Raw genomic sequence first — 17,074 nt, forward strand, 5'->3', positions numbered from 1 at the left:
CAATCACGATACGCAGGGCGCCCGCAATGGCGCCTGCCTCATTCTGATAAATCGTGCTCCCTGCTGTTTTCAACAGTTCGTAATAGCCCGCAAAGTCCGACTGTAGTTGGTTTAAGGCCAGTTTCTCCGACTTTAGTTGCCCCTCGATGCCGTCCTGCAGGTCGAGCAGTTTGGTCATTTCCCCCTGAATGTACGTGTAATACTGCGCCGCTTCCGCCCCAATGGACGCCAGGGCCGCCGCCTTCTCCGCTTCGTACCCGGCGATGTCGCTCCGGTACCCGGCAATCTGTGTATCGATAGACGCCGCCTGATCGTTCAATGCCGAAATCTGTTGGTCGATGGCCTCCAATTCGCTGTTCATGCTCTCGGTCAACCCGTTCAATTCCGCCTGTAGGGACGCGCTGTCCCCCGCGTTGGAATTCGCGGCGGATTGCAGCGCCTCCAGCCCTCCCAGCACCTCCTCGTATAGCGATTGATATTCGGGAGAGGGCCGTTGCCAGGCCTCCTGGCCCAGGCTGAGCAGATCTCCGTACAGATTCTGCAACTGCCCCGCGTACCCGATCCGCTCTTCGTCCGAACCGGCGCCGGCGTACAGCCCCCTCACCCGCTCGATCTCCGCCCGCGCGATGTCCATCCGCTCGAAAATGTCCTGCTGGTTGCTCCAATCCAATTTCATGCCGAGAATCTGATCCGCGATGGATTCTGATAGCCGCTTCCACTGCTCGGCCGCCCGGATCTGCTCTTCGAGTGCCTCCATCTGCGTCCGGTAACTCTCCTGGATGGCGCTCTTTTGTTCGTTCAGATCCGAAATCTGCTCCGCGATTCCGCTCTTTTGCGCTTCGAGGTTCTCGATTTCCGTCTGAGCCGACGCGATCAGGCCGTCGTAATGCGCCTCCCACCTCGCCATCACCGCATTCACCGTCTGATCCAGCCACCCGGCCATCTCGTTTACGAGACGTATACGATCCTCGAGGGTTTCCTCCTGCCCCCAGTTCATGCCCTGGTACTCATGGAACGTGCTCATCAGCCGGTCCCAGTAGTACCCCGCCTGCGACGCGTAGCCCGATTCTCCCTGGTTCGTCAGACTGAAAATCTTCTCCGTGATGGCCTCCGACGCCGATCGGAGCTGCTCCAGCATCGCCAGCACGTTCTGAAGCCGGTCGACCTCCGCCTGGTGCACCGCCGATTGCATGGACAGGATGGTGTCGAGGCCCTGCTCCAGCTCGCCTAACAGCGCGATCTGGCGGTCGAAATCCGTCGTGTTTAGAAACTCGTTCCGCAGGTCCGCGAATCGCGACGCCGCAATGCCGATGGCGTCGGTGGAGCCCGTCAACGAATCGATCTTGGTCTGGAGCCTCAAATTGAACTCGTAGGAAGCCCGCTCCAGGTCGCGGAGCTGAGCGACCAATCCTTCGACATACGAGCGCTGCAGCTCGTATTGTTCGATGGTCAGATCCTTGATCTCGCGGGCGTACAGCAAAACGTCCGTGGGGTCCGTGGTGGCCGCCATCTGGCGCTGAACCTTGGCCAGCTTCTCCTCGATATTTTCGGAGGCCACGTTGAACGCCTCGACCTCGGGCCGTGCGGCCGTCAACACCCGTATGGAATCGTCTACCTCGCCGATGAACCCCTTCATCTCGACCAGGCTCGATACCACCCGAACGATGGTGTCCTCGACGTCTTCCCCGACCTTGGTCCATCCCTGCCGGATCTGGTCGATGGCCCCGGGCTGGGCCAGAAACGATTCCGGTCCGAACAATTCGGACGCGAACGTGGTCAAGATTTTCGACGTCACGTCGGAAAACGCGTCCTGCAGGCTCTCGACGTCCTCGGTCTTGAATTCCCAATCCACGTGCTCGGACATCAACTCCTGAAACGACACATTGACCACGTCCCCGATGCTCGCGAAATATTCATCCACCATCTGCCGAAACTGCTGGTTCTGGGCCGCGCTCCAGCCCGAGTCCCCCGTGTGCCGGGCGGATTCGAACCACATCTTGTCGCCGGCCCCCTGGCGAAAACCCACCGCGAGGTTGGGGGCTTCCGTGTCTCCGCCCCCGATTCCCGGCAATCCCAGCATGGACCCGATCATGCCGATCGGACCGAAGGGCGTGCCCTCGAGGATGCTCGACCACAGGTTCGTCCGGCCCAGCGTGCTCCGGTAGAACCCGCTCTGGTATCCGCCGTACGCCGATCCGAGGATCCCGCCCGCGAGCGCGCCCCAGGGACCCGCCATGCTCCCCATCGACGCCCCGGACATGCCGCCCTGGAGCCAGCCGCCGAATCCTCCGCCGGCGCTGGCCGGAATGAAGCTCGATGCGAGCGCGCCGCCCGCCAGATATGGAGTCGCATTGAATGGAGGCCGCGACGGTTGTTGATAGTTTCCTCCCGATCCAATATCCCAGATGTTCGAGTTCGGAGAGATCCCGCCGCGATACGCCCCCGCCGTTCCCCCGCCGAACAAACTTCCGATCCACGGCAGATTGGCGAACGCGCCCTGGAACATGCCGCCGGCCGTCGAAGACCCTGAGCCTGTCGAAGGGCCCAACCACTGTCCGACCTTGAGTACCGCCGCCTCGGCCAACATGTTGGCGATCATGCGCTTCCACGATTTGATAATGCCCTCGAACACGTTGTCCGCGTCATCGAGAACGTTGAAAAACACGCCGCTGAGGTTGTTTTGAAGCGTTTGTGTCATCCGGCCCCAGGAGCCGTCCAAGTCACTTAGGGCGCCTGCCATTTTTTGCGTTCGCAACGCCGCTGAATCCGCACATTCGGCAAAATCTTCTACGGCCCCGCCGGCTACCGCCGTGTCCCGGGCAAACGTCGTGGATCTCGCCATAGCCCGGTCTTGCTGATCCGCCATGAGCCTGATTCCATCCGCCGCGGTCACCACAGACCGATCAAGGTAGCCGAATCGCTCATCAAGCAGTCCCACTCCCTGCGCAAGTCCCGGGAGGGCTTGTTGCATCCGGCCCGAATGACTCAGATTGAATGTCATTGCCGTATTCAACGACATCAGAGCCACGGCCGTCTTCCCGACTCGCTCGCCCCACCGTTTTACCGTGCCTTCCACATTCCCGGTTTCTCGCGACAGATCTCGAATCCGACCTGCGCCATCCGCAACCATGGCCGTCATGCGTTGAAATCCGGACCGTGTGGTTTGTTCCATCCTGCGGATCCCCGTTTCGATGGTTCCCACCCCATCCGCGAATCCGCGGGAATCCATGCCCACGGCTAATGTATTGATCTCGGCCATCTAATCCCCGTGGGCGGCCACGGGGGGCCGCCCCTACGTTCGTCGATTCGTTTCTAGTAGGGGCAGGCCCCCGTGCCTGCCCGATTCGTGGGCGGTTTCTGAGCCCGCCCTTATAATATTCTCCCAACCGCGTCCGATTGGTGTTGCATCGCAACGCCAATCGGACGCCGCATGGGGGTCAGGGGGCCTCCGGCCCCCAGTCGCATTATTTCTTCGACGCGGCCCAGCTCACATATTCCTGGTCGATGATCCCGATCTGGTCGGCCAATTCGAGGCGGTACTCTTTCGGAACGCCCCGCAAATCCATGTACGCGATAATTTCGCCCAATGGGATCGGTCCGGGCATGATTCCGCTCATGCCCACCGCCGTATGGCTTCTGAACGGATTCAAGAATCTCCAGGCTTGCCATGCCGCATCGAAACCGGGAGCCAGATATGGGGCCTCCATCCGGGCAGGCCGGATCCCAAACCGCTCCATGTCCTCGGGATCGATAGCGCTCAAATGCTCGCCTTTGCGAGCGTTCCGAAAAACCCAACGGGCGAATTCGATCAGTTTTTTACGTCGTGTTCCTCGTCGGCCGAAAAGTTTCTGAAATTCATGGATATGTTCGCAACTTGCTCCTTGAAATCCGGATACGTCGTCAAGTACTCCACCCGCTTTTCCATCGTGCTTTTCACTGGCGTTCCGTTCTCCTCGATCCCTTCCCAGTCGATCAGGATGGCCTCCCCCATCGCCTGAATGGTGATCCTGTCGACCACATCGTCCGGAATGTTCCGCATGTTCCGATACGGACGGCGCAATCGTTTGAGCGCGTTCTCGTGCCGTTCGTTGCCGCCCTTGGCCACCTTCAACCTGGCGCCGTTGCCCACGTCGAACCATTTGCCCGCCGTGGCTTCGTCCGTAATGCGATACACCTTCGTAATGTCTAACGGCATTTGCATCCTTTCGTTTTTTGTAGGGGCGACCGGCGGTCGCCCTGGTTTCGTCCCGCCCGTTCGCCGAGGGCGAATGCCATTCGCCCCTACGGTCTTCGGTTTGGTTTCGGGCGGCCACGGGGGGCCGCCCCTACGTTATTTCGATTCGGTTTTCCCGTAGGGGCAGGCCCCCGTGCCTGCCCTGTATTCGGGCGAATGCCATTCGCCCCTACGTTTCTATCCCAATCCCTGGGAACGCCGAGCCCCAGCTCGGCTCTTACGAACATCTACCGGGAAATCAGAATCTGCGATCCCAGGGTGGTACCCAGCAACGCCTGGAACGGCATATCGAGCATGATGGTCTCCTCGCCCGGAATTTGGGGCGTGCTGCCCCCGAATTCGATGTTGGGCAGATAGATTCGAATTTGGTTGCCATCCGGATCCGGTAGACGCACGTCCAGGCTCGAGGGTGTTTTGTTGAGCCACTTGTTCAACAGGTCCAGATCTTGGAACAAGGCGGAAATGGTTCCGGTCAGGTTGGATCGTCCCTCGGGAATATCGGCTTTCGAATTGCTGCCCAAAGCGTAAACGCTTCCCAAGTTGTTACTCAGGCTGAGGGATACGCTGCTCACCAAAGCGATAACCGAACCGCCTTCCCTGATCATGATCGTGTTTTGGGATCCCTCGAACGGGTCATAGGATGCCGCAGCCGTGGGGGTCCCCAACGCGCTCGTGGTAAAGCTCTGATCCTTCCCCGACATGGCAAACGATCCGGTGACCATCTGATTTGGGCGGATTTCCAGGTTCCATGTGTCCACCATGCAGCCGGTAAACACCACGCCTTTCGAGATGTCCGAAAACCACTTCTCCATCGTGAAGGCTTTGACCGTGGTTCCCGCAGTAATGAACTCGCACTTGATCGTTATGGTGGCCGACGCCGATTCATCCACGAGGGATTCTTCCACCACCAACGACCCGGTGCCTGCCGTGGCCACGGTATAGTACCCGTCGTTGCTCGTAGAGCCGGATACCTTGATCACATCGCCTGCCTCGAAATCCCCTAGGCCGCTTCCGGAATCTGCTATGGTTTTTGTAGAGTCTGCGAACGATAGGGTGTTCCCTGTAACCGTCTTAGAGGTCGTGTCCCAGGATCCGAACAGGGCCGCCGCGATATAATCGTCGAACGCCCCGTATGAAAACTCGTAATTGAAGGCGCCTCGCACATCCACGGCTCCTCTTGCCACCGCCGCAATCATACGGTCTCCCCGGATTTCCTGAGACTGTATCTGTTCGATGGCGCCTGCCAACGACTCGCTGGTCAGGCGCACTTTCTTCATGCTCGGAGTTTCCGGCGTCACGCCCCAATCGGCCTCAGTCACATAGTTGAGCTGAGCCAACGCTCCCGATGCATTTGCCATGGTCCTGCCTCCTTGATATTATTGCCTGTAGAAGGGCGGGTTTGAAACCCGCCCCTACGGATATTCCCGATGTTTTATAGGGGCAGGCCCCCGTGCCTGCCCCTTTTTCGGGCGGTCCCGCCCCGGCGGGAGGGCCGCCCCTACGTTTCATTGTCGCCCTGGGGGGCGTCGGGCCTGCCCGGCGTAGCGCCATCGGCGCGAAGACGGGTCATTCATACACCACAAACGGACACAGCACGGGGATTTGCATCCAATCTCCATCGGTCAGGGCCAACGTAGGGTAGGGAACTCGAAATCGGATATTCCCGATGATGCGCCGGTTGAACATATCGCGGACCTGGTCCACCAATTCCCACGCCTCGGCCGATCCAGCGGCTTTAGGCACGAAAATATTTACGTGAACCAAGCCGGTCACGAGATTGTTCCCACTAACGCCCAATGTGGCGGCCGTGGCCGCGCCGGGCAAAATGGCGATCTGAATCCAGGCCTCGTCTTCGGGAGGTGTAAACGGTGCATTGGGCCAGCCTATTTCCGTCGTCTCGCCCCATTCGGACGCCACGTGCGGTTCGATCGCGGTTCGTATGTCGGCATAGGTCGTGGACATTTGTTACGCCCTCGCCCGAATCATGGGCGCATCGCGATGCGCCCCTACATTTCGTTCATCACCGCGGTTCTGTAGGGGCGGTTCGCGAACCGCCCATGCGACACCGGGTTATCTATTCCAACCGTTCTTCCTCGCCGCTTCGGCCAATACCTGGCCCACTCCAGTCAATGCCAGCCCCACCATACCGTTCGGAGCTCTGTCCGAACGGCCGTGTTCGAGGCTGCAAATGTAGGTCACGTTGTTATAAATCCAGTACGTGGTGGAGGTGGGGATCTCCGACGGCGTTTCCGGCACGGGGTATTTATCCTGACCCTCGGGAGGTACCCAGCCGGTGATGTTCGGTTCGATTCTCCAACCCAGCCGCGCATAACCCGTATCCACAGGGGTTAACGCCACGATCCGGCTGTGGAGCCCCAGCGACGTGTCTTTGGCGATGTCCTCGGCCTTCTTTTTGATCGCGGCCCTGTATTTTTCGAGACCCGCGTTGAATTCGCGTATGTTGGCCGTTAGTTTCATTGTTGCCCTCGCTGTCCATTTCCGGGCGAACGCCGTTCGGCCCCTACGTTCCACCCTGGGAGCGCCGAGCCCCAGCTCGGCTCATCCCCTGCCTGGCCATTTCCGGGCGGGTTTGAACCCCGCCCGTTCCATCCGTATGTTCGCCCCCCGTGCCTGCCCCTTTATCGGGCGGCCACAGGGGGCCGCTCCTACAGCGGCCTAACCTGCAACACACAAAACCCCATGGACGGATCCTGGTTGGCCGCCTCGACCCGCCATTTCGTTTCGTCCGATCGTTCGATTTCGTCTCCCGGCTGGGGCCTATGACTCGACGCGCCGCGATACAACGCCTTCCGGTCCCGGGCCTGAATGATTCCCTGGCCGGCTTGGCGTTCGAATTGAGAATAATCCTTGAACCAAATCTTTTCCGTCCACGTCTCGGGGTCTTCATCCACTTCGCCCGTGGTCGGGTCGTACACCCCGGCGGGACGCGCGAACGTCACTGTTTCGCCCAAATTCGAGATCACCGCCCCGGCGATCGACGCCGCCATATTCTGAATGCCTTGCATTGTGATGTTTGCCCCTCCGGGGGACCGGCGGTCCCCCGGCCCCCCTTTGCGGCGATCGCGCCGCGTCGTTTCACGACCCGCCCCGATCGCGTTTGCGCGGGCGCATCGCGATGCGCCCCTAGATTTTATTGCCCCATCGCGGCCGGTTTAGGTCCCGCCTTGGCGGGACGTGAATCGGCCGCCATATGTGGGGGTTTGGGGGAGGCGTCGCCTCCCCCAAATTACCCTCTCTTTAAAACAACGTTCCCTTTCGGCATAAACCTTAACGGCGCGATGAGCCGATCCACCTCGGGCGGAAAGGTACTCGATGGCGGTCCGGACAGGGCCACGCTTACGCCTCCGACGCTGAAGGACTGGACGCTTTCGGGCATGCAGGGATCGATATTCGAATTCAGGACGGCCAGGGCCAATTCGCAAACAGCGTCGAGCATCCGCACGGGGATTTCATCGTGGTCGATGGTTTCATCCCGGAGGGTTGCGCCGGTTCGAGGCCATTCGAGAGCCTGGCCGCCGGACGTTTTATCGCCGGTGTACTCAATCCGGTCTAAACGCCGCGTAGCATCCATCAGAGCCTTTTGCTTGCCTCCTATCGCGGCGTTGGCCCAAGCGTCCGTGTGTACGCGCATGGCGAAATAATCGTCCGCTTCCTCGACGGATATGTAGCTATTGGCCGATGTTCCACCGAACGTTGAATCGAACGCCACCGCCATCACTCATCTCCGCTCTTCTTACCAACCGCTTTGAGGTTCGGCTTGGGTCGGGTTTTGGGAGGTTCGTCGAGCCAGCCTTTATCCCGCCATACATCGGCCCGATCTTCATTCACCCGAACCATGCCTCCCTCAGGGTAATACAGTTGGACCGTGGGTATTTTCGACATGATGTTGCCCTTTCTATCGGGCGCATCGCGATGCGCCCCTACGAATATTCAATCCACACGTTTTGTAGGGGCGGCTCGCGAACCGCCCCCGGCTACACCGGGCCCCCTGAAATTCACCTCCGTAGGGGCGTATTGCAATACGCCCGCCGAGCCCCAGCTCGGCCCGTCCTTTACACTATCCCGCCAGCCGCGCGGCCAATTTGGCGTCCAGGGTTTTCACGCCGTACAGGATATCCAGGCCCACGTGTACCTTGCTGTTGTTGCCTTCGTACCAGATACGCGAACGCATGGAGATGCCGTCGCGATTAACGGTAGCGATCTTGGCTCCGAGTTCGTTGCCCATTTCGCTCAAGGGAGCGGTGGCCAGGGCAAAGGCGTTGCGGTGGAAAGCCAGGTTCACGGTATGGCCGGCCTTGAGGACAAACTCGTCTCCGTCCGACGCGTCCGCTACAAGCGCGGGCGAGAACTTGACCGTGATTTCATTGGCCGCGGCCGTCGCTTGCTCGGTGACCACATACGTCTGGGAATTCCCGGCCAAAGTGAACACGTCGCCCTTCACCACGGCGCCGGTCACGGTTCCTGTTCCCCCATTGTCCAGATGGATCTCGGTGGCTCCCGCGCCGGCGTTGGTCTTTACTGAAAGCACGCCGCCGCCGGCGGCCGCCAAAGAGCCGGAAGTATGAGTCGGCGTGTTCTGGTTGGTGAACAGATCGAGGCCGAATTTGACGCCGAGGTTACCCGTGCGCAAGGACTGGCCCTGGTCTCCCACAACGGACGCCTGGTAAAACAACTGGCTGAACTTGTCCTCCGCCGCCGGATCGATCATCAGATAGTTCCGGCCGTCGAAGGGTACGTTGTTGTTCCGCATAACCTTCTTGAGGCCCGTAATGTCGTCAACGCCGTCCGGCGTGGTTCCCGAGGTTCCATGCCACGCATAGACGTCTTTGTATAGAGCCGCTATGTCCCGATCCACCTGGTCGGCCAACGCATACGCCGCCGGGCCGACATGGTCGGAGATGATTTTCTCCCTGGTGAATGTGAGTTCCTTGTCTGAAAGAGCGAATTTGACCTCGTACCACTTGTCGAGCGTCATGCTGACGCCTTCCGCCACAACATTTGCGTCACTCCCCGGCGCCTCCTGAGCCGTGAACGCGCCCGGCCTAGAAATGTTGATCGTGCTGCCCTTCTGCTGGGGGGAGGCGTCATAGCCCCGATGCACTCGGGTGGACAACCCGAGCGATTTCTCGAGGTGAATCAACGCCTCCATCGCGTAGAAAATCGGATCGTAATACAATAATGTGTTCGACATGATGAACCCTCCTGGTGGTGGTGGGCGGGTTTAAAATCCGCCCCTACGATTATTCCCCACGCGATGGAATTGGATTCCGCCAACGGCGGGATACGATTCCATCGCCATAAAAGGGGGTCTGGGGGATGCAGCGCATCCCCCAGGGCATTTCTCCTACTCCACAATCTTAACGTCTCCGCGGACGTAGGCGTCCCGGTGCGTCTCGTACACGGCCGGATCCTTGAGCTGCTCTCGAGTGAGGGTGATCTTACCGCTTGCGGGCTGGCTCGGCTGGGAACCTGCTCCGCCGGCGTTGCTGGGCTTGAACAGGTAGCCGTCGGACTCGGTCAACTCGCCGAGGAGGTCCTGGATGGACATGGGGTCGCCTTTCTTGTTGAACCTCATCTCGCCTTTTACGTCCTTGACCACGGACTGGAATGAGCCGTCTTTTTCCACCAGGTCCAGGTTGCCGCGTACGATGGCAAGTACCTTTTCGGGATTGTGGGCGCCCGCCTTGGTAGCAGCGCTCAGGACTTCATTGTCCAGAAGGAGTTTCCGATGGGACGCTTCCAAGCCCTTGATGCGTTCGTTTCGTTCAGACAACGCTTGGGCATGGGTCTGCTTCAAGGCCTGTGCCTTCTTCTCGATCAGTTCGTCGAACTTCTTTTCGTCTCGAAGCTTGTTGTCCTCGGCGTCCTCGATCCGTTTGAGCAGCTCGCTGTATCTGTCCGGATCGACGCCCTTGAATTTGGCCTCGATGACCTCTAGTTTCTTCTGTAAATCCGCGGACCCTTTTTTCGCCTCAAACAGCTTGTCCGCATCCACGAACGTCTGTTCCGTTCCGTCATCGAGGACGAAGACCGGATTGCCGTCCTTGAGCAACACGTTGCCGTTCGCATCCAGCTTCGGCTTCATGGAAAACCTCCTTCTTGATTCAAAAAGACGGGGGGACACCTTTGTGCAAAAAGGCTCCCCCCACACTCTTTTATGGAAACTTTAAGCGGGCAGCGCCCGCCTCCCGGCATGCGGGCTATAAACCTTACTTCGGCTCGAAACGGATGCCCCGGTCAGTAGGATGTTCCGCGTTGGGATACGGGTTTCGGTGATCGAACTCGCCCGCTACAATCTCGAGCGGTATTCCATCAGGGAATGCGGCACACTCATTGCCGGCTATTAAGTGCTTGCATGCATCGCACTGAATTTCGCCCAGGCTTTCCACGTATTCTTTTTCCAGCCTTCCCAGTTCTTTTGTTCCCGCCATGTTGATCGCTCCTTGATTCGCATGAAAACGATATCGGGCCTGCCCCACCGCTTGTAATCCCAGCCTTCCGGGGCGTACTGATCGTCCCATTTCAGGCGATCATATTCCGTGAACCCGAATCTGCCGTAAAATTGGGTTAAAAACCTTTCCGAATCGATGCAGTCCAGTTTTTTTGCGCCGTTTTGAACCGCATCGGCAACGGCCGCCGGGCCTTCTTTAGCTTTAGGCAAGCTAAAAAGGGAAATGAGGTCACCGTCTTTCGTAATTCCGTAGCCGCTTCTTCCGGACTCTGACAGGTACAACCGGGTTTTCATGTCGCGATATTCCAAAGCGTTATAGGGCGTTACAAACGGCCTCAACCGATCGGGAATCCGATCCCTCTGCTGAATGAATTCCTCGGGTTCAGCCCTCCTATACACGGTTTTGGGCTTCTCTGTCTCGTACGCTGCGACATTTGTTTGCCCGGGAGTCCGAATTGAATCCTCGTAATCCAGTTCGGTTGTGCGAATCTTCTCTTCCGTCCATTCTTCCCAGCGTGGTGAATCCGTCACCTCTGCTTGAGACTATTCCGATTGCGACTTGGTTGGACTCTCGTAATCCTCTTCACCCGAAGTCAGTCCCTCGACATATGGCTCATAGAAGCACCGGCAATTCAGATGTTGGGGGATGGAAGGGCGCCGGGGGTCATTAACATCGAATACTCTGCCGAACTGCTTTCGACACTCCCAGCAGGTGCGATCATCCAGAATGCCGCGGTATACGACCTTGTTCACACCGCTTCTCTCGAACAGCTTGTCGTTGACTCGATTGAACGTTGCGTTGACATAGCTCCGGGCAAGCGTCTTCGATACTTGCCTGCAAAATCGCTCGATCTCTCCACGCAACCCCCGAGAAGGTTTCTCCGTCGCACCGCCCTTCCCGATACCACTCATCCAGCGCCTGATTCGATCAGCCAGATTCGAGAACGCTCGCTGAATCCAGACTCGAAGTGACTTGCCCCCTACCGATGTTTCCAAAATGGACTTCACGTCGCTGCTGCTGAACGGTCCGGGTTTAGTCGATCGGCCTTTGGAGTCCGCCCAGGCCGCCGCGGCCAACGCCGCCAGGGCGCCCAACAAGGTCCCGGACCGACGATCCAGGAGAGCCAACAGTTCATCCTGAGCCTCATCACTCCACTGCTTAATCTCCCTTTCCACACTCCTGAGCCGCTGGAGCCTCAATCGTGGTTCTGCTTCCATGAGCCCCTTCCAAGGCCATGTTTCCCCTCGAAGAAGCCGCTCCTCGACCCGATCCGACACCTTCACGATTGCCTGGAAGATGATCTCGGCCTGGGTTTTACTCATGCTTTCCAAGCGCGCCCGCAAACGCAACAGGCGATCCGTGGCTTGTCCTGGGGTCATTGGCGGTCCCTATCGGTGGCTTCATGGGGGCGGTTCTCGAACCGCCCCTACGTTTGTTCGATTCGCATCCCGTTTTGTAGGGGCGGCCGCGACACGGCACAATCGCCGCATGGGGGTCTGGGGGGCTGCGCCCCCCAGGGCGTATTCGATACGCCTCTACGGCATCATTTCGTCTACTTCGTTCTGGATTCGGACCAGTTCTTGGTCTACTTGGAGTTTCTCATCGAGTACGCGCCGTTTTTGCAGCCATTCGAGGAACGTCCGCCGGCTGATATCGCCGTTCTGACGCGCCGTGTTCAGTTGGCTGAACAGGCCGTCACTCGCCCCCTCGGGCTCCATCTCCTGGTTGTACTGAATGCGGATCGCGCCGGGATCCTGTCCCAGCCATTTCGCGGCCAACTGCCAGCACCGGGTTTCAGCAGCTTGGAATCGGCGGGCCCGCTCCTGGAGCACGCTCGATATATTGTCCCGGTCGATGCGCTTGGACTCGGCGCTTTCGACCAGCCGCGTAGTCCGCCGGACCTGTCGCATGGCAATGTCGAAAATGGCGGATATGATGTCCATCTCGGTTTTTCGCATGGACTCGATGGCCGTGCCCGAATGTTCGATGATCTCGACGTCGGAGTCGCGGTTTGGAGTGACAATGCCGTTCCCGGACCCGATGACCACCTCCGAATCCTCGGGCCAGTTCTTGAACACCCACGTGGGCATGCCCGCCCAGAACTCGGAATTGTCCCGATCGGACCACTTGCGATAATGCGCCAGGCACAGACTCAAGACCCCGTGCAGGGCCGACCGGCCGCAAAACGGCCCTTTGAAATCCGAATAGAAGGGCACGAGCGGCACCTCTCCGATGCTGTTTCTCCCTTCATCGAGCATTTCAGCCTTGTCGGTTTTCGGATCGTGCCGCCACACCTGCCACCGATCCAGATACCAGACCCGATACCGGGTTTCGGCTTTGCGCTCGATGAACGGTACACCCTCGAGTTCGATTTCTTCCTCGATCACGACCCAGGCCAGTTGCCGGCTGCCGTCGGGTCGCTGCGCGAACGCCCAATCGAGCACTCGCCTCGAATCGATCTCCACGAAATACGGCCGGATTCTTAGAAGCTGCTCCTGTTGCCGATCGCGGACATTGCGTGTGTCCGGATAATCCACCAGCACGAACCGGATCCCCTCGACCTGGGCGTCCTGAGTCACTGACTTGAAAAACGCATCCGCCGGCGCGCCCTGGCGGTCCACGTCCTCGACGAGGCTCGACATGCGCTCGGGCAATTCGCGAACCGGAGAATTCCGCCAGATCTGACCCGTAAAATTCTCGATGATCGGCAGGCAGAAATTCGTGTACGCAGCGCGTTTAAGCCGGTTGATATAATTGGCCTGCGTCTCGCGTTCGTGCTTGGGCAGATAATCGGCCCGGCCCTCGATACAATCCGCCCCCTCGTAACAATCCCGCGCCTTCTGCCATTCGGCAAATTGCGCCAGGTACGTAGGATGCTTGCGATCTAATTTGATGGATTCGGGCATTTCTTGTGTTTCTCTGGGGGATGCGCCGCATCCCCCAGACCCCCTTATGTGGGCGCTACCGCTGCGCGGAGGCGCCGGTTTCGTGTCATGTGTTTGGGCGGGCGGGTTTAAAACCCGCCCCTACAATTTTCCCGAGCCCCCATCGAGGGGCGAACCGTCCTTTCCGGTCTCGGCCCTGGGCGAATGTTATTCGCCCCTACGATTCCCCCCCTCGCGTCCCGATTGGCGCGCGTAGCGCCCGATCGGGACGCCATAACAGGAGGTCTGGGGGAGGCTGTGCCTCCCCCAGGCGGGCGTATTGCAATACGCCCCTACACTTTCACCATCCTCGCCTTGCCGCCGCCGGACACCGGGTGTTCGTATTCGATGGCATAGCCGATGGCGTCGGTTAGGTGGGTGAGGGTCGGATCGCTTTTCTTATCGATCTCGCCGGACGTGCCTTCGAGAACCCGGACGCCTTCAAAATCCTTGATAACGAAGGTGCATTTCGGATCCACGATCAGGCGTATCTCTCCGGCCGCACTTTTAAGCCTCGAATTGACGGCGTTAATGCGCGCGCGTTCGGCCGGGTTGGATTTGGGAACGCGCTTACTGACTCGACCTGAAAATGGTGAGCGCAAAAGATCGCTGGCGATCTCCCAGTCGGTCCCGGCCACTTGAGCGGTTCCGCGTGCGCCGCCCGTCGCGTCTCCGTATAGGCGCACCGGGCCTTTGTGATTTCGGTACCGGGCGATGAATTCGTTGATCACCGTGGGCGTGTTCGAATGACGCGGAATGCAGATCTCGTCGATCACGCCGGTGATATTATTTTTCTCCTGGAGGATGGCGGCCACGCCGGGAGACACGTTAAAGTCCAGGCAGAGCATCAGCGATTCTGTGGCGTCGTAGGAAAACGGCCGTACATGGTCGCTGCGGTTGAACGGATAGTACACCAAGCCCTGGAACGCTACGAACGCGGCTTCGTATTCCTGGCGGTAGGTGGCCGGATCCAATTCGCGTTTGGCCGCTTCGATCTCCGCCGGCGGAAGGATATCCGATGAAAACCAGGTGTACCCCTGCCAGTCGGCGTTGGCCGGATCGCACGCGAAATTGTAGAGATCGTAATAGTGATTCCGGCCTTCGGGCACGCCGATCATCCAGGCCCATCCCTGCCGGTCCGAGAGGGCCGGGCGGGTGTGAGCCGACCAGGCGATCGGTTTCATGTTGGCGTACTCGTCCAGCACCACGCCGTCCCAGGGAGACCCTTCGATCCGTTCGGGTTTGTCCATACCCAAGACCTGGAGCTCCGCGCCCCACTTGGTCCGTATGGACAACTCGGTTTCGACAATGCGATCGATCCAGTTGGAAGGGACGAGCAGCTTGAAATCGGCCCAATAGATCCGTTTGGCCTGATCGCGTGTGGGCGCGCACGCCGCATAGCGTGGTTTGGCCCAATCCTTGGGTTCGGCCAGAGCCTTGACCAGGCGCCGCTTGGCCAACTCCGTCTTTCCCGACCGCCGCCCGGCGGGCACGACCTTGAACCGCACCGGCTCCCGCCAGAGCGCCTTTTGCACCGGATGCGGATGGAGGGCCGTCCATCGGCTTGTCAGGGCATAGTCGCGTATTTCGCGTGACGACGCCTGGGGCGTCAATATGGGCTCACTCGTTTCCAATGGTTCTCGATTCCATTTCGTTGAGTACGTTTCGAAGGCCCGCCGCGAATCCGGTTGCACTTCCGTCGGCTTCCGGCTTTCCCTGGACCTGCTCGTGCAGATCTCTCAATCGGTTGATTTCGTCCTTGGCTTTTTGAATCAGTCTCAACAAAGCCACTTCCGCACTCGGACTGAACTTGCTGGTGGTGGTAATTTCCTGGCTCCCGTTCGAGAACTCTCTCCGCGTGGTTTCTTCCCATCCCTCCTCGAGTTGCCGAAGCCTTTGATGGAGACAGCTCAATTCCCGCTCCTTCTCGGCAATGGCCACGCGCGACTCGTCTTCCTTTCCGAAAAAGAGCGCATTGTCCGCCACCCACCGAATGGCCTTTTTCACAGTGCTTTCTGAAATTCCCATTTCCTGTGCGATCTGAGCCGGATGAAATCCCTGCCGCTTGTAGTCGAAAATCTTGAAATACCGATCCTGGGTTTTCTTGTTTGGCGCCACGGTCCTTTCCTTTTCCGGATCATCAAGTTTGTTGAACTGAGAGTGAATGGCCCGCCCTGGCATGCTTTTTTTGGTCAATCCTAATAGCCACATACGATAGCAACAGAATGTCTCTATAGCTGTTCTTCGCCGTTGCACATGATCGAGTACTGCTTAAACTTTCTTATGGCCTTCCATCATGGGAGCGGTTCGACTCACTGAGTTCCACTGACGGCCTCACTAATTACGTACGCTTGAGGGCGGTTTTGCCCCGGTTGACCGTGGGATATGGAGAGAAGCTAAATCGTCGCGGTCCGGAAGGAGCGCCCTGGAGCAATCGATCGAAAGGCGGCTTGGCGGACGAATCGGCGGTTCAAACAGAAAGCACGGGTTTCTATTGAAGGCTCTCGAAGAAATGGGACTATTGAAAAAGGACGGATGGGTCACCTCATCGGATCAAGGTTCTCCGCGCTTCGGGTGCGGAAGCCGGAAATTTTTTCTTGATTGTTGGGCCAAATTCAACTATACGACAATTCACGATTGCGGGTGAATCGTTTCAGATACGCATCCTTTTCGGGGTATAACGGGCCGTTAGCTCAATTGGCAGAGCAACTGACTCTTAATCAGTAGGTTTGGGGTTCGAGACCCCGACGGCCCACCAGTAAAAATCTGCGGTTTCAGGCACTTAGCTTGGAACCGTTTTCTTTGGGATCAGCTTACATCGGGGTAAAAAGGGACAGTTAAGGGACAGCTTGAGGGACAAAAAACCGCGCCTCTTTAATGTCCCTATGCTAAAATTGACATAGAAAGCAATTAGCGTGCCAACCCAGAAACAAAAAATGAGGAGTAGACGTGGAGATTTAGAAAAAGACTGAATAGGCGCCAAGGCGTGGACGTGGCGTAAGGTTTCTCCCCGAATTTCTCCACAGGGATATATTGGGCGCTTACCAGCCCACCCCTTGAGGATAGGCGGGATAGCTTGTTCTACTGCTTCTTGGGTGGCTTTTCCCCTTAGCTCACTAGATATTCCGGCATAACTAAAGGTGGCTCGTTGATTCCCTCCGCCCGATTCCCAAGTTTTACCAGCAACTCCCCAAAAGCCCTCGTCGGGAAAGATTGAGGTTTGGAACCCTTGGGTTTCTGGTCCATATTGTCCCTCCAATTTCGCGTTAACTTCTTGCAAAGCCTGAGCGCCAAATTTCCGATTTTGCGTCCCCGACAAAAAAGCCTCAATCGTTTTGTCCGGATCTGACAATACCGTGGGTTATCCATGTCGAAAAAATGGAGGTGACCCATGGAAGCGATTCGCGACTACCTGGCTCATGTCAAAGTGGGCAAAAAACAGA

At 58.4% G+C, this 17,074-nt stretch carries 16 protein-coding genes and 1 tRNA gene; 1 reads left to right on the top strand and 16 read right to left on the bottom strand.

The window, feature by feature from the left end; genetic code table 11:
- The 16 genes from HY788_08525 to HY788_08600 form a co-directional block, all read right to left on the bottom strand.
- On the bottom strand, positions 1 to 3,259 hold a 3,259-nt coding region (locus HY788_08525), incomplete at its 3' end, for a hypothetical protein (protein ID MBI4774210.1).
- Between the two features lie 205 nt (positions 3,260 to 3,464).
- A complete protein-coding gene (locus HY788_08530) occupies positions 3,465 to 3,761 on the bottom strand; it encodes a hypothetical protein (protein ID MBI4774211.1) in 297 nt (98 codons plus the stop codon).
- Between the two features lie 47 nt (positions 3,762 to 3,808).
- A complete protein-coding gene (locus HY788_08535) occupies positions 3,809 to 4,195 on the bottom strand; it encodes a hypothetical protein (GenBank protein ID MBI4774212.1) in 387 nt (128 codons plus the stop codon).
- 266 nt (positions 4,196 to 4,461) lie between these two features.
- Positions 4,462 to 5,592: a hypothetical protein gene (locus tag HY788_08540; protein ID MBI4774213.1), complete on the bottom strand. Its 1,131-nt coding sequence runs from the start codon at positions 5,590 to 5,592 to the stop codon at positions 4,462 to 4,464.
- 208 nt (positions 5,593 to 5,800) lie between these two features.
- The gene (locus tag HY788_08545; protein ID MBI4774214.1) at positions 5,801 to 6,196 is read right to left on the bottom strand and encodes a hypothetical protein; all 396 of its coding nucleotides are present in this window, start codon (positions 6,194 to 6,196) and stop codon (positions 5,801 to 5,803) included.
- A 108-nt stretch (positions 6,197 to 6,304) separates the two neighbouring features.
- Complete coding sequence (locus tag HY788_08550; protein ID MBI4774215.1) at positions 6,305 to 6,712, bottom strand: HK97 gp10 family phage protein; 408 nt, start codon at positions 6,710 to 6,712, stop codon at positions 6,305 to 6,307.
- Positions 6,713 to 6,900: 188 nt separating this feature from the next.
- Complete coding sequence (locus HY788_08555; GenBank protein MBI4774216.1) at positions 6,901 to 7,260, bottom strand: hypothetical protein; 360 nt, start codon at positions 7,258 to 7,260, stop codon at positions 6,901 to 6,903.
- 221 nt (positions 7,261 to 7,481) lie between these two features.
- Positions 7,482 to 7,970, bottom strand: coding sequence for a hypothetical protein (locus HY788_08560; GenBank protein ID MBI4774217.1), 489 nt, complete (start codon positions 7,968 to 7,970; stop codon positions 7,482 to 7,484).
- Positions 7,970 to 8,137 (bottom strand): hypothetical protein, encoded by a 168-nt coding sequence (locus tag HY788_08565; protein ID MBI4774218.1) that lies wholly within the window; start codon positions 8,135 to 8,137, stop codon positions 7,970 to 7,972. Before HY788_08565 ends, HY788_08560 begins: the two co-directional genes overlap by 1 nt.
- Before the next feature lie 175 nt (positions 8,138 to 8,312).
- On the bottom strand, positions 8,313 to 9,446 hold the full coding sequence (locus HY788_08570; GenBank protein ID MBI4774219.1) for a hypothetical protein: 1,134 nt from the start codon (positions 9,444 to 9,446) through the stop codon (positions 8,313 to 8,315).
- Positions 9,447 to 9,599: 153 nt separating this feature from the next.
- Positions 9,600 to 10,340: a hypothetical protein gene (locus HY788_08575; GenBank protein ID MBI4774220.1), complete on the bottom strand. Its 741-nt coding sequence runs from the start codon at positions 10,338 to 10,340 to the stop codon at positions 9,600 to 9,602.
- A 258-nt stretch (positions 10,341 to 10,598) separates the two neighbouring features.
- Positions 10,599 to 11,237: a hypothetical protein gene (locus HY788_08580; GenBank protein ID MBI4774221.1), complete on the bottom strand. Its 639-nt coding sequence runs from the start codon at positions 11,235 to 11,237 to the stop codon at positions 10,599 to 10,601.
- 12 nt (positions 11,238 to 11,249) lie between these two features.
- Entirely contained in the window at positions 11,250 to 12,086 is an 837-nt protein-coding gene (locus tag HY788_08585; GenBank protein ID MBI4774222.1) for a minor capsid protein, read from the bottom strand.
- Between the two features lie 156 nt (positions 12,087 to 12,242).
- Entirely contained in the window at positions 12,243 to 13,613 is a 1,371-nt protein-coding gene (locus HY788_08590) for a DUF4055 domain-containing protein (GenBank protein ID MBI4774223.1), read from the bottom strand.
- 311 nt (positions 13,614 to 13,924) lie between these two features.
- The gene (locus tag HY788_08595) at positions 13,925 to 15,265 is read right to left on the bottom strand and encodes a hypothetical protein (GenBank protein ID MBI4774224.1); all 1,341 of its coding nucleotides are present in this window, start codon (positions 15,263 to 15,265) and stop codon (positions 13,925 to 13,927) included.
- Positions 15,252 to 15,749: a hypothetical protein gene (locus HY788_08600; GenBank protein ID MBI4774225.1), complete on the bottom strand. Its 498-nt coding sequence runs from the start codon at positions 15,747 to 15,749 to the stop codon at positions 15,252 to 15,254. Before HY788_08600 ends, HY788_08595 begins: the two co-directional genes overlap by 14 nt.
- 564 nt (positions 15,750 to 16,313) lie before the next feature.
- On the opposite strand from HY788_08600, the gene HY788_08605 reads away from it, so the two are divergent.
- Positions 16,314 to 16,389: transfer RNA gene (locus tag HY788_08605), tRNA-Lys, on the top strand.
- The last annotated feature ends 685 nt before the right edge of the window (positions 16,390 to 17,074 follow it).

The sequence above is a fragment of the Deltaproteobacteria bacterium genome, from assembly GCA_016208165.1.
Taxonomy (GTDB): Bacteria; Desulfobacterota; Desulfarculia; order JACQYL01; family JACQYL01; genus JACQYL01.